The organism is Actinomarinicola tropica (assembly GCF_009650215.1).
GTDB classification, from domain to species: Bacteria; Actinomycetota; Acidimicrobiia; order Acidimicrobiales; family SKKL01; genus Actinomarinicola; species Actinomarinicola tropica.
This window is the reverse complement of sequence record NZ_CP045851.1, coordinates 3677812-3703633: the sequence shown is the minus strand read 5'-3', so window position 1 is coordinate 3703633 and position 25822 is coordinate 3677812. Positions and strand designations below refer to the sequence as shown.

General features: G+C 73.6%; 25 protein-coding genes and 1 pseudogene. 14 read left to right on the top strand and 12 right to left on the bottom strand.

Annotated features, from left to right (window positions below; genetic code table 11):
• Window positions 1-25: 25 nt before the first annotated feature.
• Together GH723_RS18265 and GH723_RS18260 are read right to left on the bottom strand one after the other, a co-directional pair.
• Complete coding sequence (locus GH723_RS18265; RefSeq protein WP_153760989.1) at window positions 26-2002, bottom strand: DUF6049 family protein; 1977 nt, start codon at window positions 2000-2002, stop codon at window positions 26-28.
• Complete coding sequence (locus tag GH723_RS18260; RefSeq protein WP_153760988.1) at window positions 1999-2706, bottom strand: GNAT family N-acetyltransferase; 708 nt, start codon at window positions 2704-2706, stop codon at window positions 1999-2001. The genes GH723_RS18265 and GH723_RS18260 overlap by 4 nt, the downstream gene beginning before the upstream one ends.
• A 141-nt stretch (window positions 2707-2847) precedes the next feature.
• Here GH723_RS18260 and GH723_RS18255 point away from each other — a divergent pair, with 141 nt between their 5' ends.
• From GH723_RS18255 to GH723_RS18245, 3 genes are read left to right on the top strand one after another with little or no spacing between them, the layout of a single operon-like run.
• Complete coding sequence (locus GH723_RS18255; RefSeq protein WP_153760987.1) at window positions 2848-3849, top strand: histone deacetylase family protein; 1002 nt, start codon at window positions 2848-2850, stop codon at window positions 3847-3849.
• A gap of 46 nt (window positions 3850-3895) precedes the next feature.
• Window positions 3896-5269, top strand: coding sequence for a CCA tRNA nucleotidyltransferase (locus tag GH723_RS18250; RefSeq protein ID WP_153760986.1), 1374 nt, complete (start codon window positions 3896-3898; stop codon window positions 5267-5269).
• Between the two features lie 51 nt (window positions 5270-5320).
• Window positions 5321-6037 carry a hypothetical protein gene (locus GH723_RS18245; protein WP_153760985.1) on the top strand — a complete coding sequence of 239 codons (717 nt, stop codon included), beginning with the start codon at window positions 5321-5323 and terminating at the stop codon, window positions 6035-6037.
• Between the two features lie 6 nt (window positions 6038-6043).
• Here the strand turns inward: GH723_RS18245 and pgeF are convergent, their stop codons facing one another.
• From pgeF to GH723_RS18230, 3 genes are read right to left on the bottom strand one after another with little or no spacing between them, the layout of a single operon-like run.
• Entirely contained in the window at window positions 6044-6856 is an 813-nt protein-coding gene (pgeF, locus tag GH723_RS18240; RefSeq protein WP_153760984.1) for a peptidoglycan editing factor PgeF, read from the bottom strand.
• Window positions 6853-7893 carry a zinc-binding dehydrogenase gene (locus GH723_RS18235; protein ID WP_153760983.1) on the bottom strand — a complete coding sequence of 347 codons (1041 nt, stop codon included), beginning with the start codon at window positions 7891-7893 and terminating at the stop codon, window positions 6853-6855. Before GH723_RS18235 ends, pgeF begins: the two co-directional genes overlap by 4 nt.
• Window positions 7893-8624, bottom strand: a complete 732-nt coding sequence (locus tag GH723_RS18230; RefSeq protein WP_153760982.1) for a class I SAM-dependent methyltransferase — start codon at window positions 8622-8624, stop codon at window positions 7893-7895. Before GH723_RS18230 ends, GH723_RS18235 begins: the two co-directional genes overlap by 1 nt.
• 64 nt (window positions 8625-8688) lie before the next feature.
• On the opposite strand from GH723_RS18230, the gene GH723_RS18225 reads away from it, so the two are divergent.
• The 5 genes from GH723_RS18225 (at window position 8689) to GH723_RS18205 (ending at window position 13739) form a co-directional block, all read left to right on the top strand.
• Entirely contained in the window at window positions 8689-9093 is a 405-nt protein-coding gene (locus GH723_RS18225; RefSeq protein WP_153760981.1) for a DUF5318 family protein, read from the top strand.
• A 77-nt stretch (window positions 9094-9170) separates the two neighbouring features.
• Complete coding sequence (locus GH723_RS18220; protein ID WP_153760980.1) at window positions 9171-11315, top strand: transglycosylase domain-containing protein; 2145 nt, start codon at window positions 9171-9173, stop codon at window positions 11313-11315.
• A 54-nt stretch (window positions 11316-11369) separates the two neighbouring features.
• Entirely contained in the window at window positions 11370-12149 is a 780-nt protein-coding gene (locus GH723_RS18215) for an alpha/beta fold hydrolase (RefSeq protein ID WP_153760979.1), read from the top strand.
• 100 nt (window positions 12150-12249) lie between these two features.
• The gene (panB, locus tag GH723_RS18210) at window positions 12250-13110 is read left to right on the top strand and encodes a 3-methyl-2-oxobutanoate hydroxymethyltransferase (RefSeq protein WP_153760978.1); all 861 of its coding nucleotides are present in this window, start codon (window positions 12250-12252) and stop codon (window positions 13108-13110) included.
• Entirely contained in the window at window positions 13107-13739 is a 633-nt protein-coding gene (locus tag GH723_RS18205) for a DUF192 domain-containing protein (RefSeq protein ID WP_153760977.1), read from the top strand. The genes panB and GH723_RS18205 overlap by 4 nt, the downstream gene beginning before the upstream one ends.
• Before the next feature lie 13 nt (window positions 13740-13752).
• On the opposite strand, the gene GH723_RS18200 is transcribed toward GH723_RS18205, so the two are convergent.
• Window positions 13753-14058: a hypothetical protein gene (locus tag GH723_RS18200; protein WP_153760976.1), complete on the bottom strand. Its 306-nt coding sequence runs from the start codon at window positions 14056-14058 to the stop codon at window positions 13753-13755.
• A 184-nt stretch (window positions 14059-14242) separates the two neighbouring features.
• Here GH723_RS18200 and rpsF point away from each other — a divergent pair, with 184 nt between their 5' ends.
• The 6 genes and pseudogenes from rpsF (at window position 14243) to GH723_RS18170 (ending at window position 19986) form a co-directional block, all read left to right on the top strand.
• Window positions 14243-14587 carry a 30S ribosomal protein S6 gene (rpsF, locus tag GH723_RS18195; protein WP_229022924.1) on the top strand — a complete coding sequence of 115 codons (345 nt, stop codon included), beginning with the start codon at window positions 14243-14245 and terminating at the stop codon, window positions 14585-14587.
• Between the two features lie 14 nt (window positions 14588-14601).
• Window positions 14602-15045 (top strand): single-stranded DNA-binding protein, encoded by a 444-nt coding sequence (ssb, locus tag GH723_RS18190; protein WP_153760974.1) that lies wholly within the window; start codon window positions 14602-14604, stop codon window positions 15043-15045.
• Window positions 15045-15296: pseudogene (rpsR, locus tag GH723_RS18970) on the top strand (30S ribosomal protein S18); the annotation flags it as partial. The gene ssb and the pseudogene rpsR, both read left to right, overlap by 1 nt.
• Before the next feature lie 161 nt (window positions 15297-15457).
• Window positions 15458-15904 carry a 50S ribosomal protein L9 gene (rplI, locus tag GH723_RS18180; protein WP_153760972.1) on the top strand — a complete coding sequence of 149 codons (447 nt, stop codon included), beginning with the start codon at window positions 15458-15460 and terminating at the stop codon, window positions 15902-15904.
• Between the two features lie 274 nt (window positions 15905-16178).
• Window positions 16179-18500 carry a replicative DNA helicase gene (dnaB, locus tag GH723_RS18175; protein ID WP_153760971.1) on the top strand — a complete coding sequence of 774 codons (2322 nt, stop codon included), beginning with the start codon at window positions 16179-16181 and terminating at the stop codon, window positions 18498-18500.
• 1 nt (window position 18501) lies between these two features.
• The gene (locus GH723_RS18170) at window positions 18502-19986 is read left to right on the top strand and encodes a D-alanyl-D-alanine carboxypeptidase family protein (protein ID WP_153760970.1); all 1485 of its coding nucleotides are present in this window, start codon (window positions 18502-18504) and stop codon (window positions 19984-19986) included.
• A 12-nt stretch (window positions 19987-19998) separates the two neighbouring features.
• Here the strand turns inward: GH723_RS18170 and GH723_RS18165 are convergent, their stop codons facing one another.
• The 6 genes from GH723_RS18165 to GH723_RS18140 form a co-directional block, all read right to left on the bottom strand.
• The gene (locus tag GH723_RS18165; protein WP_153760969.1) at window positions 19999-20745 is read right to left on the bottom strand and encodes a hypothetical protein; all 747 of its coding nucleotides are present in this window, start codon (window positions 20743-20745) and stop codon (window positions 19999-20001) included.
• Between the two features lie 33 nt (window positions 20746-20778).
• Entirely contained in the window at window positions 20779-21495 is a 717-nt protein-coding gene (locus GH723_RS18160) for a hypothetical protein (RefSeq protein ID WP_153760968.1), read from the bottom strand.
• A gap of 18 nt (window positions 21496-21513) precedes the next feature.
• Window positions 21514-22695, bottom strand: a complete 1182-nt coding sequence (locus tag GH723_RS18155; RefSeq protein ID WP_195210415.1) for an ABC transporter permease — start codon at window positions 22693-22695, stop codon at window positions 21514-21516.
• The gene (locus GH723_RS18150) at window positions 22692-23873 is read right to left on the bottom strand and encodes an ABC transporter permease (protein ID WP_153760966.1); all 1182 of its coding nucleotides are present in this window, start codon (window positions 23871-23873) and stop codon (window positions 22692-22694) included. The genes GH723_RS18155 and GH723_RS18150 overlap by 4 nt, the downstream gene beginning before the upstream one ends.
• A gap of 3 nt (window positions 23874-23876) precedes the next feature.
• Complete coding sequence (locus GH723_RS18145) at window positions 23877-24788, bottom strand: ABC transporter ATP-binding protein (RefSeq protein ID WP_267471353.1); 912 nt, start codon at window positions 24786-24788, stop codon at window positions 23877-23879.
• Window positions 24789-24860: 72 nt separating this feature from the next.
• Window positions 24861-25754 (bottom strand): LysR family transcriptional regulator, encoded by an 894-nt coding sequence (locus GH723_RS18140; RefSeq protein ID WP_153760964.1) that lies wholly within the window; start codon window positions 25752-25754, stop codon window positions 24861-24863.
• Window positions 25755-25822 lie beyond the last annotated feature (68 nt).

The window sequence follows — 25822 nt, the reverse complement described above, 5'->3', positions numbered from 1 at the left end:
TCTCCCCTGTCGGTGACGTCCGACACTACTGCGCGGCGTGGTGGGCGGCGCGTGCCCGGCGGGCCGTGCGGACCCACCAGGCGCCGAGCACGACGACCGCGGTCACCGAGAGCACGATCCCGAGACCCGACACCGCCGTCGAGCGGACGGTGTAGCGCGAGTCGACGAAGAGCGTGCGTCCGTCGGGGCTCTCGAGCGTCATGTCGAGGGGGAACGCACCGGACGCCCGCGCTCGCACCGGCACCTCGAGCGCGGTCTGCGGCTCGGTGAGCGTGAGCTCGAGGCGGTCGCCCTGGGGAAACTCGAGCTTGTCGCTGGCGAAGGTGACGACGACGGTGGCCGGCGCCCCGGTGTTGTTGACCAGGGTCAACGGGATCTCCCCGTCCCGCGACGGCAGCGTGATCGCGCCTCGGTCGGGCATCCCGATGTTGGCGTTGCGGGCGGCGATGTCGTCGCGGATCGAGCGCAGGTGGTCGAGGCGATCGTCGTCGGAGAGGGCGGACGAGGCGCTGACGGCGATGCGCTGGTCGTACGCCCCGGCGAGCACGTCCGCGTCCTGGAAGATGGCGCGGAAGCTGTCCACCGCCTCCTCGGTGCGTCGGAGGTCGGCGCGGTAGGAGCCGGGGAGGCGGTCTCCCTCCCACGGGGGCAGGTCGAGGACGAGGCGGTCCGCGGGCACCTCGACCTGCGCGTCGATGCCGTCCGCGGCCGCCGGGTCGGCGTCGGCGATCACCTCGTCGACCGTGCCGAGCGAGAGCAGGGGCGACTCCGAGAGCCCCCGCACCAGCGCGTCGGTGGCCGGGCGGGAGAGGACGTCGGGCGGCAGCTGCACCACGGTGCCCCGGGCGTAGGCCGGCCGTTCGAACCACACGGCCGCGAGGTCGGCGAGGAGGTGCTGCACGTCGAGGACGTCGACGTCGTCGCCCTGGAGGTGGGACTGGAGCCCGGGCTCGGTGGAGAGGGCGGTGACGAGGCCGGCGTCGGAGCGGAGCGCGAAGGGTTGGACGAGGATCACCGGCAGCTCGCCGACGAGCGCCTCGTGGGGGACGACCACCTGGCGGACGCCGGCGTCGACGAGGGCGCCGAGGCCGGTGGCGCCGAGGTCCGGTTCGGCGATCCAGGTGGTGTCGTCGGGCTGCTGGCCGAGGGCGAGCGTCGCGGTCTGCGCGCCGTGGGCGATCTGGGACGGGACCAGCTCCGCCAGCTCGGCGCGCACGAGCGCGTCGGGGTCGATGTCGACGAAGGGCGTCGCGGCCAGCGCGCCGTCGGTGACCGGGTCGGCGAGGGCCTCGAGCAGCTCGGCGTCGAGGGGGTTGCCGCTCACGGCGAGGGCCTGGAGCGCCTCTCCCTGGGTGCCGAAGGTGACCGGCAGGTCGGCGTCGGCGAACACGGCGGCGGCCCGGGTGAGGCGCTGGCGGGTGGCGTCGTCCACGGCGATCGTGCCGTCGGCGCGGTGCGACGGCGTCGTCGGCAGGGGCTGGACGACGGCGAGGCCGAGGGTCTGCTCCACCTCGTCGGGCACGCGGGCGACGTGGGTGACGAACCCCCCGACCTGGTCACCCTCGGCCGACGTCAGCGTGACGTGGACCGGGTGGAGACCCTCCTGAGCGATGAGCTGGCGCTCCGGGTCGCCCGCCGTGGCCCGCAGCCCGAGGCGGGCGTCGACGAGGCCGTCGCCGTCGGCATCGAGCTCGGCGATCGGACCGTCGACGATCGTGCGGATCGATCGGGCCGGGTCCTCGCCGGCGAGGCTGTCGACCAGCTGGTAGCGAGCGAGCAGGCGGCCGTGGAGCGTGACCGTGAGGCGGTCGGTAGGCTCGGCGCGGGAGGTGTCGATGCGGAGCCGGATCTCGCCGTCCGGGGCGATCCAGGTGGTCTGGCTGACGAGGGCCACGCCGCTGGCGCCGTCGCCGGCCCCTGCGTCGGGCTGGGCGCCGGCGGTCGGCGGGACGACGAGCAGGAGGAGAGCGGCGAGGACGGCGAGCGCCGCGGTGCGTCTCACGAACCGAACTCGAAGCTGAGCACCGCGAGGCCGTCGGGGCGGTCGGTGAAGCCGAGGGACCGGTAGAGGTGGAGCGCCGGGCCGTTGACCTCCTGGGTGTTGACGAGCGCCATCGTCCCGCCGTGGCGGCGCAGCCACCGCAGCGCGTCGACGACGAGCGCGGTGCCGATGCCGTGCCGGTGGCGCTCGGGGTGCACCGCCAGGCGCTGGAGGTAGCCGCGGCCACCGGCACGTCCGGTGACGGCGTACCCGGCGACACCGTCGACGCGCGCCACGCGCAGGCGACTCGAGGGGGTGGCGGCGATGGCGTCGCGCAGGCCAGCGGCGTCGAGGCGCCAGAAGGGGTCGAACGCCGCGGCGTCGACGGCGAGCAGAGCGGGGTGGTCCCACCGGTGCCCACGCCGGAGCACGGCGCCGGTGGGTGCCGGCGGGATGTCGCGGAGGTCGTGGGCGAGCAGGTGCAGCCGCTCGTGCACCTGGAAGCCGGCGCGGATGTACCCGACCTGCTCGGCGGGGGAGAGGGCGTTGGTGACGACCCGGCGGAAGCCACGGGAGGCGATGAGCTCGAGGCCCTTCTCGACGCTGTGGCGCTCGGGCGGGCGGGTGCCGACGAGCGAGGTGAGCTCCGCGACGGACGGGTCGGCCCGCCACCGGCCGACCCGCAGGCGGTCCGGCCCGCACTGGAGATGTTCGTACTGCCGCATGTCGGTCCTCGTCGGACGCCGTCGGCGGGGCCCGGGTAGGGCTCCGTGGCGCGCCGCGAGGATAGAGCCGCACCCACCCCGCGTCGGGGCGTCCCTCCACGCACGGGTCCGCGGAGGCAGGCCTCTGTAGCGTGGGCCCCGGTGACCATCCTCCTCACGACCCACCCGCGCTACCTCGACCACGAGACCGGCGCGTGGCACCCGGAGCGGCCGGCACGGCTCGAGGCGGTGCTCGCCGGGGTGGCGGCGGCGGGGCTCGACGAGGACGTGCGGCGCGTGGAGGCACGCCCGGCCACGCGCGCCGAGGTGGAGCGCGTGCACCCCGCGGGCTACCTCGACGCCCTCGAGCGCTTCTGCGCGACGGGCGGCGGCGACATCGACGGCGACACGGTCGCTGTCCAGGCGTCGTGGGACGCGGCGCTGCTCGCCGCGGGCGCCGGCCTCGACGCCATCGAGCGCCTCGAGCGGGGCGAGGGCGACGCCGCGTTCTGCGCCGTGCGACCGCCAGGCCACCACGCCACCCCCGACCGGGCGATGGGCTTCTGCCTGCTCTCCAACGTGGCCATCGCCGCGGCGGCGCTGGCCGAGCGGGGCGAGCGGGTCGTGATCGTCGACTACGACGCCCACCACGGCAACGGCACCCAGGCCGCGTTCGAGGACGACCCGCGCGTCCTCTACGTCTCGTTCCACGAGTACCCGCTGTACCCGGGCACCGGCGGCCTCCTCGAGATCGGTTCGGGCGCCGGCCGGGGCACGACGGTGAACTTCCCGCTGCCCGCCGGTGTGACGGGCGACGTGCTCCGGGCCGGGGTCGAGGTGGTCCTCGCGCCCGTCCTCGCCCGCTTCGACCCGACGTGGCTGCTCATCTCGGCGGGGTTCGACGCCCACCGCGACGACCCGCTGACCTCGATGGGGCTCACGTCGGGCGACTTCGCCGACCTCACGCGCGACCTGCTCGCCTTCGCGCCGGCCGGCCGGCGCCTGGCGTTCCTCGAGGGCGGCTACGACCTCGACGCCCTCAGCCGCTCGACCACCGCGTGCATCGGTGCGCTCGCGGGGCTCGACCTCCACCCCGAGGCCCCCACGGCCGGTGGGCCCGGACGCGACGTCGTCGACGACGTCGCCATGCTGCACCTGGCCTGACCGGCCCGGGCGGCGGCCCCCGGCGCGGCCGGTAGGTTGTCGCGCCGTGGTTCCCGAGCGGTTGCAGCCGATCCTCGACGAGGTGTCGCCGTTCGGCGACCGCTTCCGCGACGCCGGCCGGCAGCTCTACCTGGTGGGCGGGATCGTGCGGGACCTGCTGCTCGGTCGCGAGCTGCGGGACCCCGACATCGACCTCACGACCGACGCGCGCCCCGAGGAGACGCTCCGGATCCTCAAGGGGCACGTCGACGCGGTGTGGGACCAGGGCGCCCGCTTCGGGACGATCGGCGCGAAGGTCGGCGACCGGACGTTCGAGATCACGACGCACCGGGCCGAGGCGTACACGCCCGAGACCCGCAAGCCGACCGTGCAGTTCTCGACCGACGTCGAGGCCGACCTGTCGCGTCGGGACTTCACGGTCAACGCCATGGCCCTCGCCCTGCCCGAGCCCGAGCTCATCGACCCGTTCGGTGGCGCGGCCGACCTGGCGGCCGGCGTGCTCCGGACGCCGACGGGACCGCACGCGTCCTTCTCCGACGATCCGTTGCGGATGATGCGGGCCGCCCGGTTCGTCGCCGGCTACGGCCTGACGCCGGAGGACGGGCTGGTCGAGGCGGTCGTCGAGATGCGCGAGCGGCTCGACATCGTGTCGCCGGAGCGCATCCGCGACGAGCTCGACAAGCTGCTCGTCGTCGAGGACCCGTCGGCGGGGCTGTGGTTCCTCGTCGACACCGGCCTGATCGACCGGTTCCTGCCCGAGCTGCCCGCGATGCGCCTGGAGCAGGACCCGATCCACCGGCACAAGGACGTGCTCGCCCACTCGATCGCGGTCACCGCCAAGACCCGGCCCGAGCGGATCGTCCGCCTCGCGGCGCTGCTCCACGACATCGGCAAGCCCCGCACCCGTGTGATCGGGCCGAACGGCGTGTCGTTCCACCACCACGAGGTCGTCGGCGCGCGCATGGCCCGCAAGCGGATGAAGGAGCTGCGCTACTCGAACGACGACATCGAGGCCGTGTCGACCCTGGTCGACCTCCACCTGCGGTTCCACACCTACAAGATGGGCTGGAGCGACAGCGCGGTGCGGCGGTTCGTGCGCGACGCCGGGCCGTACCTCTCCGAGCTCATCGAGCTGACCCGCTGCGACTGCACGACGCGCAACCGCCGCAAGGCCGAGACCCTCGCCCGCCGCATGGACGAGCTCGAGGTGCGGATCGAGGAGCTCCGGGAGCAGGAGGAGCTGGCCGCGCTGCGACCCGACCTCGACGGTCGCCAGGTGATGGAGCTGCTCGACCTGTCGCCGGGGCCCGACGTCGGGCGGGCCATGGAGTTCCTCATGGAGCTGCGGTTGGAGGAGGGCCCGGTCGGGGAGGAGGAGGCGGCGCGTCGCCTCGTGGCGTGGTGGGAGTCTCGTACCTGACCACGTAGTGTGACCGCTTCCCGACACCCCCACTCGGAAGGTTGTGCACACGTGAACTGGCGAGCGATCCCCGTGGCCCTGCTCCTCGTGGCCGGCGCTGCGGCGTGCGGCGACGACGACGGAGGCGAGGAGGGCGGCCTGTCCGACCTCACCACGACCTCGGTCGAGGAGACCGAGGAGACGACGACCACGACAGAGGCCGACGAGGAGGAGACCACGACGACCACCGAGGCCTCCGACACCGAGGCCCCGGACGGGTGGACCACCGTCGAGCAGTCCGAGTTCACGATCGCCCTGCCGCCCACCTGGCAGGAGGCGAGCGACCTCATCGACGACCCCGAGTTCGGTGCCCAGATGCAGGAGATCATCGGCAGCGAGGCCCAGCTCGAGCAGATGCTGGCGCAGCTCGACCTCATGGCGGTCGACACCGAGTCCGTGGCGAGCGGCTTCGCGACGAACCTCAACGTCATCGTCAACCCCGCCAGCCCGGCCGACACCATCGAGACCCTCGAGCAGCAGGTCGCCCCGGCCCTCTCGTCGTCGATGGGCGCCGAGGTCACCACCACCGAGGCCATCGAGCTCGGCGGCCAGGAGGCCCTGCGGGTCGAGTACGACTACCCGCAGCCCGACGGCACCCTCCTGAAGGGCCTGCAGTTCTACGTGCTCGGCGAGACGCTCTCCGGCGTCATCACCTTCACCAGCAGCGAGGACCTGGTCGACCTCGACGCCTGGACCGAGGTCGCCGAGACCTTCACCCTCGCCGGGTGAGCGTCCTCAGCGCCTGAGGCGGGCCAGCGCCGCGAACCGTCCGCACGGGCGGACGGCGCGGTCGCTGAAGAACGGCCCGTCGACGGTGTCGAGCGCCGCCACCGCCACCTGCTCCTGCGGCACCCCTGCGGTGTCGAGCTGCAGGCGGTTGGCCGACCAGAGGTCGAACGTCCACCGACCGCTCCCGTCCGGTTCGACGAGGCGGTCCGCGTCGCCCCCGAAGGCGGCCCGGGCCGCCTCGGCGACCTCCGGGCCGACCTGGTAGCGGGCGGGGGCGATGGCCGGCCCGATGCCGCCGCGGATCTCCGAAGGACGGGCGCCGAGCCGACGCATGGCCTCGACGGCGGCGGTCGTCACGCCGGCCACGGTGCCCCGCCAGCCCGCGTGCACCGTGGCGAGCACCCGGGCGGTGGGGTCGACGAGCACGAGCGGCACGCAGTCGGCGACCATCGCCACCAGGCCGACGTCCGGCTCGGTGGTGACGAGGGCGTCGGTCGCCTGGATCGCGTCGTCGTCGTGGGTCGTGCCGCGGCCCCGCTCGTCGGTGCCGACGACGGTGACCGTGCGGCCGTGGGCCTGGTGGCCGACGACGAGGTGGTCGAGGTCGAGCCCGATCGCCGCCGCGGCGCGTCGCCGGTTCTCGACCACGCGCGCGGGGTCGTCCCCCACGTGCAGACCGAGGTTGAGCGTGTCGTAGGGCGGCGCGGACACGCCGCCGTGGCGCGTGGTGACGACGGCGTCGACGCCGGCGTCGTCGAGCAGTGGCCAGCGGAGGACCGTGAGGTCGCCCGCCGTGGCCAGCACGTGGGTGTCGCTCACCTGGTGGGGTCGAGGAGGATCTTGCGGACACCGTCCTCCCGGGCATCGAACAGCCGGTAGGCCTCGGTGACCTCCGACAGCCCCATGCGGTGCGTGATGACGTCGTCGGGCCGGATCCGGTCGGCGGCGACGAGCGGGATGAGCTCGGACCACGTGGACGGCACAGGGCAGAGGCCGATGCGGAAGGTGAGGTCGCGGAGGAACGCCAGCCCCATGGGGAAGGGGTACTCCATGCCGAGGTGGGCGCCGATGACCGAGACCGTGCCGCCGGGGCGGCAGGAGTAGAGGGCGTCGGTGATGGTCTGGTCGACGCCGACGGCCTCGATGACGGCGTCGACCCCCCGGCCGCCGGTGGCCTCGAGGACCTGGGCGACCGTGCCGGCGCCGGCGTCGACGGTCTCGGCACCGAGGAGCTCCGCCGCGTCGAGCCGCTCGGGCACGGTGTCGACGGCGATGACCCGCGCCGCCCCGAGGAGCAGCGCCGACTGCAGGGCGAAGGTGCCGACCGGGCCGAGGCCGATGACCGCGACCGTGTCGCCGGCGGTGATGTCGGCGCGCCGGGCGCCGTACCAGCCGGTGGGGAGGATGTCGGTGAGCATGACCGCCTGCTCCGGCGTGACGCCGTCCGGGATGACGCGGCAGGCGCTGTCCGCGGCGGGCACCGCGACGAGCTCCGCCTGGCCGCCGGGGAGGTCGAGCCCGTTGCCGAACACCCGCACGCCGCCGCCCGTGCACCGCACCGGGTCGCCCGCGTGGCAGGCGTCGCATCCGCCGCAGCCGATGACCCCCGACACGAGCACCTGGTCCCCCACGCCGATCCTGCGGACCTCGGCGCCGGCCTCGACGACCGTGCCGACGAACTCGTGGCCCAGGTGGATGCCGGGCGCGCCGTGGACGCCGTAGTACAGGTGCAGGTCGGATCCGCAGATGGCGGTGTGCTGCACCTCGACGAGCACGCTGCGGTCGTCCTCGAGTCGGGGGTCCGGGACGGTCTCGAGCCGCACGTCGCCCGGACCGTGGAACACCGTGGCCCGCATCAGAGGCCCTGCTTCCGGGCTCGGACGACGAGGGTCGACGGCACCCAGCGCATGGCATCGGACCACAGCGGGCTGCGGGCCCCCTGCGACGGCGGTTCGGGCTCGTGCAGCGTGTCGACCCGGAAGTTCGACCGGGTGAGCCCGGTGAAGAGCTGGCCGATGGTGTGGCTGCGGTCGGCGCCCTCGTGGCCGCCTGCGGCCCAACGGCGGGGCGACTCGTCCCAGTAGGCGCGCCGCACGCGCAGCGGTTCGTCCGAGCCCGGCTCGATCATGGCGAAGGCCGGGTGGGGGAGGGAGAACACGAACGGGTGCTCCGGTCGCAGGACCCGGTGGACCTGGCGGAAGAGGCGGGGCAGGTCGTCGACCTCGGCGAGGGCGTGGACGCTGAGCGCCAGGTCGATCGACTCGGCCCGCACGCCGGCCAGGTCGGCGAGGTCGACGGGCAGCACCTCGACCTTCAGGTCCTCTCGGTCGAAGAGTCGCCGGGCCGACGCCAGGCGCGACTCGGACGGCTCGACGACGATGACCCGGGCGCCGTGGCGGTGGAGCGCCACCGTCGTGTGCCCCTCGCCCGCGCCGAGCTGGAGGACCCGCTTGCCCTGGAGGTCCCCGAGCAGGCGGAGCTGGGACTCGTCGGCCACGTCGGGCCCGTAGACGACGCGGTCGAGCGGGAGGTCGGCGCCGTGCGGGAACGTCTCGGGCCGTCCGGGAGCCGGCTGTGCGGTGCTCATGGTCCAAGTCTGCCGCGGGTGGCGTGACCGACCGGGGACGGCGCGCGGTCGATAGCCTCGCTGCGTGAGCTTCTCGCCCCACGCGATCCCCGGCGCCGGTGCCGGGCAGGGCACGATCGACTACCGCCTGGCGCGCCAGGCGACGATCGATCAGTTCCGGCGTGGGCGCCTCGCCCAGCACGAGGTCTGCGACGCCCACCCCGAGCTGCGCCGTGCGGCCGCGCAGGTGGCCGAGCCCACCCGGCAGGTCTGCCCGATCTGCGCCGACGCCCACGTCGTGCTCGTGTCCTACGTGTTCGGTCCGCGCCTCCCGGCGCACGGGCGGTGCATCACGTCGCGGCGGGAGCTCGTCAGCTTCGCCCGCAAGGCCCGCAGGGGCGGGGAGTACGCCTGCTACGTGGTCGAGGTCTGCCCTGAGTGCTGGTGGAACCACCTGGCACGGACCTTCCTCCTCGGAGGCGACCGCTGAGCGCGTCGTCCGATCGGCCCACGTCCAGCGCACGCCGCCGCCACCGCCCGTCGGGCCGGCGCAGCGTCCTGTGGCGCATGCGCCGGATCGTCTACCTCTTCGGGCTGCTCCTCGTCGCCGGCCTCGCCGGGGCGGGCTGGGTCGTCGCCCAGGTCCCCCTGCCGCCGGCCGAGCCGCTGGTGCAGACCTCCTACGTCTGCGCGGCCGACGTCGCCGAGGGGTGCGGTCCGGACAACTCGATCGCGCAGCTCAGCGGCTCGGAGAACCGCATCAGCCTCGAGCTGGAGGAGGTGCCCGACGTCCTCATCGATGCGATCCTCGCCCAGGAGGACCGCAACTTCTTCTCCCACAGCGGCATCGACCCGGTCTCGATCGGGCGGGCGCTGTGGACCGACGTCCGCCACCAGCGCCTGGCCCAGGGCGGCTCGACGATCACCCAGCAGTACGTGAAGAACGTGTACCTCACCGACGACCGCACCCTGCTGCGGAAGGTCCGCGAGGCGGCGCTGGCGATGAAGCTCGAGCGCGAGCTCGGCAAGGAGGAGATCCTCGAGCGCTACCTGAACACGATCTACTTCGGTCGTGGCGCCTACGGCGTCGAGGCGGCGTCGCGCGCCTACTTCGGGAAGCCGGCCGCCGAGCTGCAGGTCGGCGAGGCCGCGTTCCTCGCGGGCCTCATCCGTGCTCCCGAGTCGGCCGAGCCCACCCGCTACCCGGAGGAGGCCGACCGTCGCCGCAACAACGCCCTCGTCCGCATGGTCGCCGACGGGCACATCACCCAGGCCCAGATGGACGAGGCCAACTCGGTCCCCATGGTCGAGATCGTGCTGCCGCGACCCGAGCGCGAGGGCCTGGGCGAGGTGGTCGGCGCGGAGTACGGCACCGAGTACTACGTCGACGAGGTCCGCCAGTGGCTGATCGACGAGTTCGGCGCGGCCACGGTGTACGGCGGCGGCCTGCGGGTGTACACGGCGCTCGACCTCGAGGCCCAGCGCGCCGCGTACGAGTCGGTCACCGGCACGCTCGACCCGGCCAACCCCGACGATCCGGCCGCGGCCCTCGTCGCCCTCGACGCGGACAACGACGTCATCGCCATGGTCGGCGGCACCGACTTCGAGGCCTCGCAGGTCAACCTGGCGCTCGGCCGCGAGGGTGGCGGCACGGGCCGCGGGCCCGGCTCCGCCTACAAGCCCTTCGCCCTGGCCCGCGCCCTCCTCGACGACATCGGCATGAACGACACCTACGACGCCCCCGGGGTCAAGGTCTTCCCCGGCGCCGACGACGGCGCCGACTGGCGGGTGACCGGCGGCGGGTCGCCCACCGGCGAGTGGTCGCTCCTCGACGCCATGCGGGTCTCGTCGAACACGGTGTTCGCCCAGCTGATGCTCGACCTCGGCCCCGCCCGCGTCAACGAGATCGCCCACCAGCTCGGCGTCACCGCCGACATCCCCGACGTGCCCGCTGTCGTCCTCGGCGCCGGCGAGGTCTCCGTGCTCGACATGGCCTCGTCCTACTCGTCGTTCCGCGACCGGGGCATGCACCGTGACCCGGTGATGGTCGTGCGGGTCACCGACGCCGACGGGCGCGTGCTCTACTCGGCCGACCGCGACGCCGAGCGCGTCCTCGACGAGGAGGTCGCCGACCTGGTGACGCACTCGCTCGAGGGGGTCGTCACCAGCGGGACCGGCCGGGCCGCGGCGGTGCCCGGGCACACCGTCGCCGGCAAGACCGGGACGACGACCAACAACCGCGACGCCTGGTTCGTCGGGTACAGCTGCGAGATCAGCACCGCGGTCTGGATGGGCTACCCGACCGGTGACGCCGAGGGGAACCCGCGGCTGATGGACGACGTGCGGGGGATCCAGGTGACCGGCGGGTCGTTCCCAGCCGAGATCTGGAGCGACTTCATGACCCGTGCCCTGGAGGGCGCGGCGCCGTGCGACTTCCCCGACGTCGACATCCCGCCAGCGTCGTCCACCACGACGATCCTCGACTGCCCGGTCGATGCGACGGACACGACCGATCCCGACACGCCGATCGAGCTGTGCCCGACGCCGACGTCGTCCTCGTCGACGACCTCGACCACCGAGGCGGAGTCCACGACGACGACCACCGAGGAGCCGCCGCCGACCACGTCGACGACGGCGCCCCCCACGACCTCGACGACGGCGCCGCCACCGTCGACGTCGAGCACGACGGCTCCCGCCGAGCCCGACGGCTGACCCCGTAGGCTCTCGGCGCGGCGGCGACCGACGCGGCCGGAGGGGGAGGGCCAGATGCCGAGCTTCAGCGCGCCGGACGGCGTGGAGATCGTGTTCGACGACCACCCGGGCGACGGTCCGGCCGTCGTCCTCCACCACGGGTTCGCCGCGGATGCCCGCACGAACTGGGACGCACCGGGCATCACCGGTCACCTCGTCGACGCCGGCCGGCGGGTCGTCGCCCTCGATGCCCGGGGTCACGGCCGCTCCGGCAAGCCGCACGACCCCGCGGCGTACGACGCGCCGGCCATGGCCCGCGACGTGAGCGCCCTCCTCGACCACCTCGACCTCGGGGAGGTCGACCTCGTCGGCTACTCGATGGGCGCCTTCGTCTCCCTCGAGGTGGCCACCCGTGACGACCGGCTGCGGTCGTTGACGCTCGGCGGCATCGGCGCCGGCGCCCTCCCGCGGCGCGACGGCGGCACCGGTCCGGCCATCGACCGCGAGGCCGTCGCCGTGGCGATGGAGGCCGACGATCCGTCGGCGGCGCAGGGCGGCGGGCGGGCGTTCCGGGCGCTGGCCGACGCGACCGGCGCCGATCGGCAGGCGCTGGCGGCCGTGCTGCGGTCGAGTCCCCACCGCCCCGACGACGTCGGCTCGGTGTCCGTTCCGGTGCTGGTCGTCGCCGGCCTCGACGACCCGCTCGCGGCGGGGGTCGACGAGCTGGCGTCGGCGTTCTCGCGCTCGCGGCTCGTGCGCGTGCCGGGCGACCACATGTCGGCGGTCGGGACGCCCGAGATGGTCGACGCCCTCCTGCGGTTCGTCACCGACCCCGGCGCCGAGGTCGACTCCTAGGCCCGAGGCGGGGGCTCGGCTGGCATCCGGAGGCCGGCCCGGGGGTACCGTGGAGGCACCGCCGGCAGCCACCGTGGCGCTGGACGGGAAAGGAGCTCCCATGAGCACGATCACCGCTCCCCAGGTGCGCGCCCACAAGGTGCGTGCAGGGAAGGACCCGCTCGTGATGGTGACGGCCTACGACGCGCCGTCGGCCCGGATGGCCGACGAGGCGGGCGTGGACCTGATCCTCGTCGGCGACTCCGTCGCCATGGTCGTCCTCGGCTACGACGACACGCTGCAGGTCACCGTCGACGACCTCGCGCACCACACCGCGGCGGTGGCGCGGGCGAAGCCCCGGCCGCTCATCGTCGCCGACCTGCCGTGGATGAGCTACCACGTCGGCGTCGAGGACACGGTCCGCAACGCGGCCACGCTCGTGCGCGCCGGCGCCCAGGCCGTGAAGCTCGAGGGCGGTCGCAAGCGGGTGCCCCACATCGAGGCCATCGTCGACGCCGAGGTCCCCGTCTGCGGGCACCTCGGCCTCACGCCGCAGTCGATGCACCAGATGGGCGGCTTCAAGGTCCAGGGCAAGACGAGCGAGGCCGCGCTGGCCCTCGTGGCCGACGCCAAGTCCCTCGCCGCCGCCGGGTGCTTCGCGATCGTGCTCGAGGGCATCCCCGACGAGGTGGCGAAGATGATCACCGACTCGGTCGACGTGCCCACCATCGGCATCGGTGCCGGCGTCGACTGCGACGGCCAGGTGCTGGTGTTCCACGACGTGCTCGGCATCGAGGACCGCGTGGCACCCAAGTTCGTGCGTCGCTACGCCGAGCTGAAGGCCGCCGGCGTGGCCGGCCTCGAGGCCTTCGCCGCCGACGTGCGGTCCCGGGCGTTCCCCTCGGAGGCCGAGACCTACCACCTGGCCGAGGCGGAGTCCGACGCCCTCGCCCTCTACGGGGGTGGCAGCATCTCGGGGTGAGGTGTCCGCCGCTGCCCCGACGTCGACGCCGTGCCGGGGCAGCGGCCCTCCTCCTCGCCGTCGCCCTCCTCGGCGCGGCGTGCGCTGACCCGGTCGACGAGCCGGGCGACGCCGGGGGGCCGTCGACCACCACGGCGGTGACGACCGACGACGCCGCCCCGGTCGAGGCGCCCTCGGACGGCGCCGCGCCGGACTGCCCCGCACCGGAGGGCCCCCTGGGCCGGTTCGGGCGGGACGCGATCACCGTCGTGGGACCCGACGGGGGCCGCGTCGAGCGCTGCGTGCTGGTCGCCGACGACGGGGGCCTGCGCAGCCAGGGGATGATGGGCGTCACCGACCTCGACGGCTTCGACGGGATGGTGTTCGCCTACGCGGGCACCTCGTCGGGTGGGTACTGGATGCGCGACACGCCGATGCCGCTCACGATCGCCTGGATCGGGGTGGACGGCCGCGTCGTGGCCACCGCCGACATGGAGCCGTGCCTCGATCGCGGCGCCGACTGCCCGAGCTACGAACCAGGTGCGGAGTACCGCTGGGCGATCGAGGTGCCCCAGGGGCAGCTGGAGGCGTTCGGACTCGGTGCCGGCGGCCGCGTGGACCCGGCGTCGATGCCGGAGGGCCGCTCCTGAACGGCCCCGCCCCTCAGCGCGACGACGCCCGCCGGAGCGCCACCAGCCCGCCCGCGCCGGCGAGGGCGAGGACGACGCCGATCGCCACCCGCTCCCGGGCCTGCGCCGGGCAGCTCCGCTCGACCCTGCCGCGCGCCAGGTCCGCCCGCGAGGCCGCCTCGTCGGACCCCCAGACGCCGACGACCGGCGACGCGCAGTCGGCGGTGAGCACGGCGTCGCCGTCGACGACGACGGTGCCACGGCTGTAGGGGACCGTGGCGTAGAGGACGCCGATCACGAGTGGGCGAGCACGGCGAGACCGGTCCAGGTCCGGTGCCACGGCAGGGAGCTGCTGCGTTCGGGGGCGTCCACCGGGTCACGGTGTCACACCCCCTCGCCATGATGGGCGATGAGGTCATCCGGCGGTCGGCCCGATAGCATCGCCCGGTCAATCGATGACCCTGCTCCGCACCGTGCGGGGCCCCGGCTCGCCGCCGGGTCCACAGGGAGGTGATGCGCTCCTCATGCGAGCGTACGAACTCATGATCATCCTCGACGCCGAGCTCGAGGAATCCGTCATCCAGGGTGTGATCAACCGCACCTCGGAGATGGTCTCGGCGTCCGGCGGCAACGTCGCCACCACCGACAAGTGGGGCCGGCGACGGTTCGCCTACGAGATCGACCACAAGACCGAGGGCTTCTACGTGGTCCTCGAGATCGTCACCGAGGCCCAGAACCTCGACGACGTCGATCGCTTCCTCCGCCTCGCGGACGAGACCGTCCGCCACAAGATCATCCGCCTCCCCGACAAGGAGGCCGCTCGCCGCGGCCTCTTCGGCGAGGAGGCCGCGCCGGCCTCGGCCGGGTAGAGGGAGGACGTCCCATGGCTTTCGACAACACCGTCACGGTGATCGGCAACGTCACGCGTGACCCCGAGCTGCGCTTCACCCCCGGCGGGATGGCCGTCGCCTCGTTCGGCGTCGCCTGGAACCGCCGCAAGCAGGACGGCGAGGAGGAGGTCTCCTTCTTCGACATCACCTGCTTCCGCGACCTGGCCGAGAACGTCGCCGAGTCGGTGGCGAAGGGCACGCGCGTCGTGATCTTCGGCACGCTCCAGCAGCGGTCCTGGGAGACCCAGGACGGCGACAAGCGCTCGAAGGTCGAGATCCTCGCCGACGAGGTGGCGCCCAGCCTGCGCTGGGCCACCGCGGAGGTGCGCAAGAACGACCGGAGCGGCGGCGGTGGCCCGCGCGCCGGTGGCAGCAGCGGCGGGCGGCCGATCGCCAACGAGCCGCCCCCCTACGACAGTGATGAGGAGCCGTTCTGATGGCCAAGGCCGCCCCGAAGCGGGGGAAGAACAAGGACAACGCCCGACGCAGCAAGAAGAAGGTGAGCCTGCTCACCCAGGAGCGCGTCGAGTACGTCGACTACAAGGACGTCAACCTGCTCCGGCGGTTCATGTCCGACCGGGCCAAGATCCGCGCCCGGCGCGTCACCGGCAACGACTCGCAGCAGCAGGCGGAGATCGCGAAGGCGATCAAGAACGCCCGCGAGATGGCGCTGCTGCCCTACACGAACCGGGTCACGACCCAGCGTGGGCAGCGTGGCGACCGGGGCGATCGTGGTGGTCGCGCCGACGGCCCGCCGCCGCGCCCGACCGCGCCGCCGCCCACCGCCGGTGCCGGCGACGACGCCCCGGAGACCAACGAGGTCACCGAGTCGACGGGGGGTGAGCAGGAGTGAAGCTGGTCCTGCGCTCCGACGTCGACGGCGTCGGCAAGAAGGGCGACGTCGTCGACGTCGCCGACGGCTACGGGCGCAACTTCCTCGTGCCCAAGGGCCTGGCCTTCGTGGCCACGGCCGGCGCGGCGCAGCAGGCCGCCTCGATGCGTCGCTCCCGCGACGTGAAGGACGCCGCGGCACGCGCCGCCGCCCAGGAGATCGCGAGCACGCTCGTGCCCACGGTCATCACCATCTCGGCCAAGGCCGGGGGCGAGGGCAAGCTCTTCGGCTCGGTCACCACGGCCGACGTCGCCGAGGCCGTCCAGTCCCAGACCGGCATCGAGATCGATCGGCGCCAGATCCACCTCGACGAGCCGATCAAGACCACCGGCACCCACACCGTGCCGGCGAAGCTCCACTCCGAGGTGGAGTTCCCGATCACCGTCGAGGTCGTCGCCCTCTAGTCCGGACGGGGAGCTCGGAGCGTCACCGCACGGCGACGCTCCGAGCTCGTCCATCCACAGATCGGCGCCGTCGTCCACAGGTCCCCGCGCAGCACACGGGGACGGGACCGCGCGCGTCCATCACCCTTGACAACGGGGGCTCCGCCCGGAGCATCCCCGCTCGGCCGCCCGGTTTCCCACAAGATCGTGGGGTTCATCCACAGGCAGACCGAGGTCGTCCACCGGCTGTCGGGACTTACCTTCCACAGCCCCCGTCCCTCAGGATGGCTCTCGCATGGCGCTTCCCGCAGACGAGCTCTCCCCGCGCCGCTCCGGCGCCCGGACACCGCCCCACAACCTCGAGGTCGAAGAGTCGCTCCTCGGCGCGATGCTGCTCTCGCGCGACGCCATCTCCGACGCCGCCGAGGTCGGGATCGAGGCCGGCGACTTCTACAAGCCGTCGCACGGGCACGTCTACGACGCCATCACGTCGCTCTACGCCGCCGGCGAGCCGGTCGACCCGGTCACCGTCAGCGCCGAGCTCCAGCGCGCCGACCTGCTCGACGCCATCGGCGGCTCGGCGCGGCTGGTGGCGCTGCAGTCCGCGACCCCTGCGATCTCCAACGCCACCCGCTACGCCCGCATCATCGAGGAGCACGCGCTGCTGCGTCGCCTGATCGGCGTGGCCGGTGAGATCGCCGAGCTGGGCTACGACATCCCCGACGACGTCACCAAGGCCGTCGACACCGCGGAGCAGCTGGTCTTCGACGTCGCCCAGCGCCGCACCACCGACTCGATGTCGGCCATCCGCGACCTGCTCGCCGACAACCTCGACCGGCTCGAGGCGCTCTACGAGCGGGGCGAATCGATCACCGGCGTCCCCACCGGCTACCACGACCTCGACGAGCTCCTGTCGGGCCTGCAGCCGAACGCCCTCTACGTCGTCGGCGCCCGCCCCGCCATGGGCAAGGCGCTGGCCCTCGACACCCCGATCCCGACGCCGACGGGGTGGACGACGATGGGCGAGCTCCGCGAGGGCGACCTCGTGCTCGACGAGCGCGGCGGGTCGGCACGGGTCACCTACAGGTCGCCGATCCACCTCGAGCGGGACTGCTACGAGGTCGAGCTCGACGACGGCGCGCGGATCGTCGCCGACGCCGAGCACCAGTGGTGCGTGCGGGACGCCGCGACGGGCGAGACCCGCGTCGCCACCACCGCGCAGCTCGTGGAGGGCGGCGTGCGCCATGCCGGCCGCCCCCGCTGGTCGATCCCGCTCGCCCAGCCGCTCGACCTCGCGGCGCACGACCTGCCCGCCGACCCCTACGTGCTCGGCAGCTGGATCGCCGGCGCGTGCGGCGTGTCGTCGGCGCTCGACATCGACGGCGACGACCCCGCCCACTTCCGCGCCGAGCACGAGGCAGCGGGCTACGTCTCCGGCGGGCGCCTGCTCGCCCGCGAGCTCCAGCAGCTCGGCCTCCTCGGCGGGGTCCCGCCCCTCATCCCCGACCGCTACCTCCGCGGCGCCGCCAAGCACCGCCAGTCCCTGCTCGAGGGGCTGATGGACACCGAGGGCACGATCCTCGACGGCGGGGCGGTCGAGCTCGTCCTCGCCGATCCGACCGTGGCCGGGCAGGTCCGCGAGCTGGTCTGCTCGCTCGGTGGCCGACCCGACCCGGTCGAGCACCGCACGATCGCCACGCCCGACGGCGACGCCCGCTTCGACGCCTGGGCCCTTCGGTGGCTCCCGCGCGACCCGGTCTTCCGCCTCCCGCGCAAGGCGGCGCGCTGGTCGCCGGCGCCCGGCCTGCCGAGCGCCCGGGCCATCGTCGGCCTGCACCCCGTCGACAGCGTGCCGGTGAGCTGCATCACCGTCGACTCGCCGTCGCACCTCTACCTGGCAGGGGAGTCGCTCGTCCCCACGCACAACACGTCCTTCGCCCTGGGCATGGCCGCCCACGCCGCGCTGGAGAGCCACCGGCCCGTGCTGTTCTTCTCGCTGGAGATGAGCCGACTCGAGCTCACGCAGCGCATCGTCTGCGCCGAGGCCCGGGTCGACTCGCAGCGGGTCCGCAACGGCAAGCTCGTCGAGGCGGACTGGAACAAGATCGCCCACGCCACCGGCCGCCTCGCCGAGGCCCCGCTGTGGATCGACGACAACCCGGCCCTCACCGTGATGGAGATCCGCTCCAAGGCCCGTCGCCTGAAGAGCAAGGTCGGCGACCTCGGCATGATCGTCATCGACTACCTCCAGCTGATGACCGGTCGTGGCAACGCCGAGAACCGCCAGGTCGAGGTGTCGGAGATGAGCCGTGGCCTGAAGATCCTCGCCCGCGAGCTCGAGGTCCCGGTCGTGGCGCTGTCGCAGCTGTCCCGCGGCCTCGAGATGCGGGCCGACAAGCGGCCGGTGCTCGCCGACCTCCGCGAGTCCGGTTCGATCGAGCAGGACGCCGACGTCGTGATGTTCATCTACCGCGACGAGGTCTACAACCCGGACTCCGCCGATCGGGGTACGGCGGAGATCATCGTCTCGAAGCACCGCAACGGCCCCACCGGCGTGAGCCGGTTGGCCTTCCTCGACCACTACGCCCGCTACGCCAACATGGCGAAGGGCGTCTGAAGTGCCTCGCACGATCGTCGCCTTCGTCGGCGCGCTCACCGTCCTCGCCGCCTCGCTCGTCGTGGCTCCGCCCCCGCCAGCGGCCGCCGACGTCGCGGATTTCGTCGATGTCCGAGGCCACGAGTACTACGCCCCCGCTGTGGCCTGGATGCGCTCCTCGGGCATCACCACGGGCGTGTCCCCTCACCGGTACCACCCGATCGGCGCCGTCACCCGGGGCCAGATGATCACGTTCACGTGGCGCATGGCCGGTGCCCCGACCGGGCACGCCGCCCACGAGTTCGTCGACACGATCCCGAACGCGTTCTACGAGCGGGCGCTGCAGTGGGCGCGGGCTGAGGGCCATACAACTGGCGTCGGGGGCAGCAACCGGTTCGAGCCCGACCGTCCCGTCACCCGCGCCGAGCTGGTGACGTTCCTCTGGCGCCTCGACGGCTCACCCTCGGGTCACCCGGCGCACGGGTTCGTCGACACGACCCCGAACGCGTTCTACGAGCGCGCGGTGCGGTGGGCGCGGGCTGAGGGCCACACCACCGGCGTCGGCGGCAGCAACCGCTTCGAGCCCGACGGCACCAGCACCCGCGGCCAGGCGGCCACGTTCATCTGGCGGTACGAGGGCAGCCCGCCCCCGCCGAACCCGGGCGGTGCACGCGACTGCGGTTCGTTCCGCAGCCAGGTCGAGGCCCAGGCGTGGTTCGACCTGTACCGCCGCTACTACGGCGACGTCGCCGGACTTGATCCCGACCGCGACGGCGTCGTCTGCCGCGAGCTGCCGCCGCCTCCCGCCTTCCCCACGCTCACCCCCGAGGAGTTCCGCCAGCTCCACCTGGCGATCGAGCCGCTGCCCGGGACCAGGCAGCTGACGACGTGGCCGCACATCACCGGTCACGCCGGCGCAGATCAGCGGATCCAGACGTTGGCGCAACAGCGCGGGTATCGGCTGCGGGCCGTGCCGACCGTGGGCCTCGTCAGCGTCCACGGGGTCCTCCTCGTCCCCGAGGCGGCCCACGGCTTTGCTGGCCTCGTCGCTGATGCTCGCGCACAGGGCCTACCCATCGCAGCGAGTTCGGGCTACCGGTCGGTCGACCACCAGAGGCAGATCTTCCGGCGACAGATGGGGAACCACTCCGCTGCTGCGATCGCGAACGGATCCGCTGACGGCGCCATCTTGTCCGCGTTGCGCTACCACTCGATCCCTGGCACGTCGAAGCACCACCTCGGCCGAACCGTCGACCTCAACGCCGGCAGCTCGTTGGGTGCGTTCGAGGGTTCGCGCACAGAGGTCTGGCTGCGCTCGAACAACTTCCACAACGCGAAGCGCCATGGCTTCATCCCGAGCTATCCGCGCGGCGTCGCCCACCAGGGGCCGGACCCCGAGCCGTGGGAGTACGTCCACCTCGGGGCGGCGCCGATCCAGTGCGCCGCCTTCTACATCGAGGTGGCCGACCCGATGGCGCCAGCTGCCTGCCCCATGCCGCCGGCCTGACGGCCTCGGCGCTCACTGGCCGGGCGCTGGCACCCCGCAGGCGTCGAACGCCCCGCTGATGGCGTCGTCGATCGAGGACAGCTCGGCCTCGTCGGCCTGCTCGCCGGCGACGGTCAGCGTGAACGCCCGGAGGGCGACCTCGTCGTCGAGCTGCTCGCCCACGCAGGCCGCCTGCTCCTCGTCGAGTGCGCCCTGCGCCACCGCGGTGCGGAGGAAGATCTCCTCCCCGCAGGCCGGCTCGACGTCGTCGAGGAGGTCGGTGAGCAGCGCCTGGGTGGACTCGGCTGCGGCGCCGGTGACCAGCTGCTCGGCGAACACGTCGGCGACGCGGTCCTCGTCGGCGGCGTCGGTCAGGCAGGAGACGTCGACGCCGAGGGCGCTCGAGAACGACTCACCGAGGGAGCTGCGCACGTCGAAGCAGCCCGTCGCCAGCTCGGCGATGCGCTCCTGGGCGTCATCGGGGACATCGATCTCGAGCTCGGGGAAGGCACCCACCTCCGCGAGCTCCTGCGGGGTGACGCCGGCCTCGTCGAGGCGCTCGGCGTCGAGGATCTCCACGACGCCCTCGGCGAAGCACTCGGCGCTGTCGTCGGGGAGGACGAGCTCTCCCTCCTCGGACGGCGAGCGGAGCTCCTCGGCCAGGGCGTCGACGTAGGGGCCGGCCTCCGCCGAGGAGCCGTCGTCACCGCAGGCGGCGAGGACGAGCGTGGCGGCGACCAGCGCCACGAGGCCGCGGGCGGGGGACGTGCGGAACGGCATCCGGTGACCCTAACGAGACCGGTCGCCGCATCCTCAGCCGCCGAGGCAGCCGCGGAGCGCACCCTCGAAGGCGGCCTGGTCCTCGGGGCTGGGCGTGCCGCCTCCGGCGGCGGTGACGAAGACCCTGTGGGCCAGAGCGTCGTCGAGCGCCGGCGCGACGCACGCCGCCTGCTCCGGCGTCAAGGAACCATCGCCGACGAGCCCGTCGAGGATCAGTCGCTCGATGCAGTCGGGCGGCGCGCCCTGGAGCAGACTCGCGCCGAACCGCTCCGCGGCGCGGTCCTCGTCGGCGTGGATGAGCGCGTCGGCGAGCATGCCCGCGACCACGTCGTGGTCCATGGCGTCGGTGAGGCACGAGGCGTCGCCGATCGGCATGCCGGAACCGACCTGCTCCTGGAGCGTGGCGTCGAGGTCGATGCACTCCTGGATCGTGGTCTCGATCCGCTCCGGTGCGTCCTCCGGGAGGAGGAAGGGCAGGTCGACGAGGGCGTCCAGCTCGGCGAACTCGCGCGGGGAGACGTCCTCGCGCACGAGCCGTTCGAGGGTGACGGCCTCCACCACGCCCTCGGCCAGGCAGCGGGCGTCCTCCTCGTCCTCCACCCCGGTGTCCTCGCCGTCGGCGAGCATGGCCGCCGTGGCGGCGTCCACGTAGTCCTGCGCGGTGGGGTCGGGCTCGTCGGAGCAGCCCGCGAGGAGAAGGAGCGAGAGCGCGGCCGAGAGGCCGCCCGCCGTGATCCGCCGTGTGTGCATGCGAGGACGGTAGACCCCTCAGCGCGTGCGGGTCAGGACCTGTCGCATCCGCCACGAGGCGATGACGAGCAGCACCGACGCGATGGCGAGGAGCACGGCGAGCTGCGACCAGATGTCGGCCAGCCCTCCGTCGTGTCGGATCAGCTCGGCGAAGGCGTCGATGGCCCAGTAGTGGGGGGTGAACCGGGCGGCGGCGGCCAGCGTGTCGCTGAACAGCTCGATCGGCATCATCGCCCCGCCGAGGGCGCCGAGGGCCAGAGATGCGACGACCCCGATGCCGCTCGCCTGCTCGGGGTTGGAGAAGAACGTGCCGAAGATCATGGCCGCCGCGGCGGCGACCGCGGCGACGGCGACGACGATGGCGGTGGCGCCGAGCAGCCCGCCCCACTCGATGTCGAACAGGAGGAGCGTGGCGACGAGGATGTACGCCCCCTGCACGATGCCGATGACGAACCGGCCGAGGCCCTCCCCGAGGATGATGCTGCGCGACGAGGTGGGGGTCGACAGCATCCGGCGGCTGATCCCGAGCTGCCGGGACACGATGAGCGCGTAGCTGCCGGCCAGGCCGTTCACGAACACGAAGAGGACGAGCATGCTCGGACCGGCGACGTCGAAGCCGCCCGTGCCCTCCGGGAAGATGCGGTCGCCGGCGGTGACCGTCCGCACGGCGACGCGGTCGAGCGCATCGACGTGGCCGGCGGCAGCCGCCGCGGCCTCGGTGGGGTCGGCCCCGCGGGCCGCCGCGGCCCGGGCGGCCGCGGCCGGCGCGGATGCCCGGGACAGCGCGCCGTCCAGCAGCGTGCGCAGCTCCTGGCCCTGGGCGTCGGCGGCGGCGACGAGCTCGACCTCGACGTCGACGTCCCCGTCGAGGAGGGAGGCATCGACACCGTCGGGGAACGCGACCACCGCGTCGAGGTCGGCGGACTCGACCTGGTCGATGCCTGCGTCGAGGTCCGCCACGTCGACCACCTCGACGTCGGTCTCGCCGTCGTCGAGCTCGGCGAGCACGGCTGCCGCGAGGTCGCTGTCGGCTCCGACGACGCCGAGGCGGGGGTCGACGCTGCTGCCGAACTGGAGGCCGATGACGAGGATCATGGCGATCGGGAACACGAACGTGAAGAAGAGGTTGCCCCGGTCGCGGAGGTGGCGACGGAGGTTGACCGCCCCGATGGCGCCGGCACGGGCGAGCCCGCCGGTCATCGCCGCAGGACCCATCGTGAGAGCCAGAGCCCGACCGCACCGGTGAGGAGGCCCATGGCGAGCAGCACGGCGAGGGCGGGGGCGGCACCGGCGACGCCGTCGTGGCGGAGGTCGGCCACGCCGTCGAAGAACCAGCCGTGGGGCGTGAGCTGCTGGAGCAGGCCGAGCACGCCGCCCGACCCGCCGGGGATCGGCACGAAGGCGCCGCCGAGGATCGCGAAGACGACGGCGACGATGCCCTGGGCGTTGCCCGCCTGCTCGGTCGAGCGGGCGATCGAGCCGGCGACCGACATGATGCCGATGGCGGCGACGACCCCGGCCACGGCGAGCAGCGCAGCGCCGATCGGCGGCCCCCACTCGGCCCCCATCAGGACGCTCGACGCCGCCATCAGGCTCCACAGCGAGAGCGAGCCGAGGATCGCGGCGCTCAGCACCTTGCCGGCGGTGATCGACCAGGCGGGGATCGGCGCGGCGAGCAGCCGGTGCAGCGTGCCCTGGTCGCGCTCCTCGAGGATGCCGAGCACGGGCAGGCCGGACGTGAAGAACACGAAGAACAGCGCCATGCCGGCCATGAGGTTGGTGGACATGTCGAGCAGCCGCGTGTCGGCCGTGGCGTCGACGAGGGTCACGGGGGATCCGGCCGCGGCGGCCTCCTCGGCGACGCTCGCGGCGTCCTCGGGGGTGGCGACCCCCGTCTCGATCGCCGTGGTCGCGGCCATCGTGCCGAGCCCGACGTTCGACGCGTAGCCGCGGGCGATGGCGCGTGCGACCGACGCGGTGGTGGGGGCGTCGACGTCGCCCACGACCTCGATCCCGGTCTCGGTGCCGGCCCGCACGGCGTCGGAGAACCCGTCGGGCACGATCCAGATCGCGCCGACGTCGCCGTCGTCGAGCGCGGCGCGGGCGGCGTCCTCGTCGTCGTAGCTGGTCAGGTCGAGCAGGCCGCTCGACGCCACGTCCCGCAGGACGCCGACGAACCCGTCGGCCTCCTCGCCGCCGTCGTGGTCGACGACCGCGACGTCGAAGGTGGTCGGGCCGCTGCCGTCGTCGACCCCGCCGAAGACGAGGTTCATGACGAACGCCAGGGCGAGCGGCGCCACGAAGCCGAGCACGAGGATGGTCCCGCGCCGGAGCTGCACGCGCAGGTCGTTGACGGCGACCAGCCAGGCGGCGCGCACGGATCAGTCCCGCAGGGCCTTGCCGGTGAGGTGGAGGAAGACCGCCTCGAGGTCCGGCTGGGCGATCTCGACCGACGACACGTTGCCGCCGTCGCCGGAGACGATCGCGATGGCCTCGGCGATCACCGCGCCGGCGTCGACGGCGAGGACGCGGATGCTGCCGTCCGCCGACGTGGCCTCGACGACGCCGTCGATGCCCTGGATGGCGAGGGCGGCGGCCTCGAGGTGGCCGGAGGCCTCGATGCGGATGGTGTCGCGCTCACCGATCGAGGTGGTGAGCTCGCGGCGGGTCCCCTCGGCCTGGAGTCGACCCTCGTCGATGATGCCGATGCGGTCGCAGAGCCGCTCGGCCTCCTCCATGTAGTGCGTGGTGTAGAGCACGGCCATGCCGGCGCCGGAGAGCTGCTCGACCGAGTCGAGGATGGCGTTGCGGGACTGGGGGTCGACGCCGACGGTGGGTTCGTCGAGGATCAGCAGCTGCGGTCGGTGGAGCAGGCCGATCCCGATGTTCAGCCGCCGGTTCATGCCACCGGAGAACTCGCTCGACCTGTCGCCGGCGCGCTCGGTGAGGCCGATCACCTCGAGGACCTCGTCGACGCGAGCGTCGAGGTCGGCGCCGGCCAGGCCGTAGAGCCGGCCGAAGAAGCGCAGGTTCTCCCGGGCCGTGAGGTCGGGGTACACCGCGACCTCCTGGGGCACGAGGCCGATCGCTCCGCGCGCCGCGGTGCTGCGCGTGGTGATGCGCTCGCCGTGCACGTGGACGTCGCCGTCGTCGGGGACGAGCAGCCCGGCGATGACCGAGATGGCGGTGGACTTGCCGGCACCGTTCGGCCCGAGCAGCCCGTAGGTCTCGCCGGGGGCGACCTGGAAGCTGAGCTCCCGGACCGCCTGGACGTGTCCGAAGCGCTTGCTGATCGCGCGGACGTCGAGGATGGCGTCGATGGCGTTCGTCTCCGGGTCGGGCGTGGCGGGCGAGACCTCGTGACCCTACTCAGCGGCCCGGACGAGGAGGGCCGCGTTCAACGCCTCGACCGCCGCGGGGGCGACGGTGTCGGTGCGGCGGGCGAGCACCAGGGTCCGGTGCACGAGCGGACGGACCCGCGCCGGACGCATCGGGTCGAGCCCGCTCTCGGCCTGGGGGACGGGCAGCACCGTCCAGCCGATGCCCATCGCGACCATCTCCCGCAGCACCTCGGGCTGGTGCGACTCGGCGACGACGTCGAAGGGGGCGCCGGCCGCGGCGACCGCTCGGGCGATGAGCTGCCGGGAGTGCGAGCCGGCGGGGAACGAGACCCAGGGCCCCCAGCCGGCCGGCGGGGCGTCGGTGTCGGCGCCGGGTGGGGCGTAGACGCGCAGCGGTTCGTCGAGCAGGGGCGTGGTCTCGACGCCCTCGACGGGACGGGGAGGGCGGACGCAGACGACCAGGTCGAGGTCGGCCCGCACGAGCTCGTCGAGCAGGCCCCGCGACGGGCCCACCCGGAGGTGGAGCTCGACGTCGGGGTGGTCCTGTCGGAAGCGGCGGAGCAGGTCGGGCAGGTGGTGGACGGCCGCGGCGTCGATCATGCCGATGCGGACCTGGCCCACCGACCCGGCGCGGACGCCCGCCGCCCACCGGGCGAGGTCGGCGGTGCGGGCGACGACCGCCTCGGCGTGGGCCAGGACCTCGCGGCCCGACGCGGTGAGGACCCGACGCCGGCCGTCGCGCTCGAACATGGCGACGCCGACCCGTCGCTCCAGCTCGGCCAGCCCCTGGGAGAGGGCCGAGGGGGTGACCCCGACGGTGGCCGCGGCCTCGGCCCACGTGCCGGTGCGGCCCACGGCCACGAGGTACTCGAGCTGCTGCACGGTGAGGTTGGGCAGCGGCACCGGAGGGCTGTCCACTCGTGCACATTAGTTCAGCGTTGCTGAACGATCGTTGCAGAGTCGTCAGGTTCCTGATCCGATGGCGC

Bases quoted from the DNA above. Each gene is read 5' to 3' on its own strand.
- GH723_RS18215 (WP_153760979.1), top strand. From the start codon at position 11,370: ATGCCGAGCTTCAGCGCGCCGGACGGCGTGGAGATCGTGTTCGACGAC.
- rpsF (WP_229022924.1), top strand. From the start codon at position 14,243: ATGCGAGCGTACGAACTCATGATCATCCTCGACGCCGAGCTCGAGGAA.
- GH723_RS18160 (WP_153760968.1), bottom strand. From the start codon at position 21,495: ATGCACACACGGCGGATCACGGCGGGCGGCCTCTCGGCCGCGCTCTCG.
- panB (WP_153760978.1), top strand. From the start codon at position 12,250: ATGAGCACGATCACCGCTCCCCAGGTGCGCGCCCACAAGGTGCGTGCA.
- GH723_RS18235 (WP_153760983.1), bottom strand. From the start codon at position 7,893: ATGCGGGCCACGGTGTTCCACGGTCCGGGCGACGTGCGGCTCGAGACC.
- GH723_RS18155 (WP_195210415.1), bottom strand. From the start codon at position 22,695: ATGACCGGCGGGCTCGCCCGTGCCGGCGCCATCGGGGCGGTCAACCTC.
- dnaB (WP_153760971.1), top strand. From the start codon at position 16,179: ATGGCGCTTCCCGCAGACGAGCTCTCCCCGCGCCGCTCCGGCGCCCGG.
- GH723_RS18165 (WP_153760969.1), bottom strand. From the start codon at position 20,745: ATGCCGTTCCGCACGTCCCCCGCCCGCGGCCTCGTGGCGCTGGTCGCC.
- GH723_RS18260 (WP_153760988.1), bottom strand. From the start codon at position 2,706: ATGCGGCAGTACGAACATCTCCAGTGCGGGCCGGACCGCCTGCGGGTC.
- GH723_RS18220 (WP_153760980.1), top strand. From the start codon at position 9,171: ATGCGCCGGATCGTCTACCTCTTCGGGCTGCTCCTCGTCGCCGGCCTC.
- ssb (WP_153760974.1), top strand. From the start codon at position 14,602: ATGGCTTTCGACAACACCGTCACGGTGATCGGCAACGTCACGCGTGAC.
- GH723_RS18230 (WP_153760982.1), bottom strand. From the start codon at position 8,624: ATGAGCACCGCACAGCCGGCTCCCGGACGGCCCGAGACGTTCCCGCAC.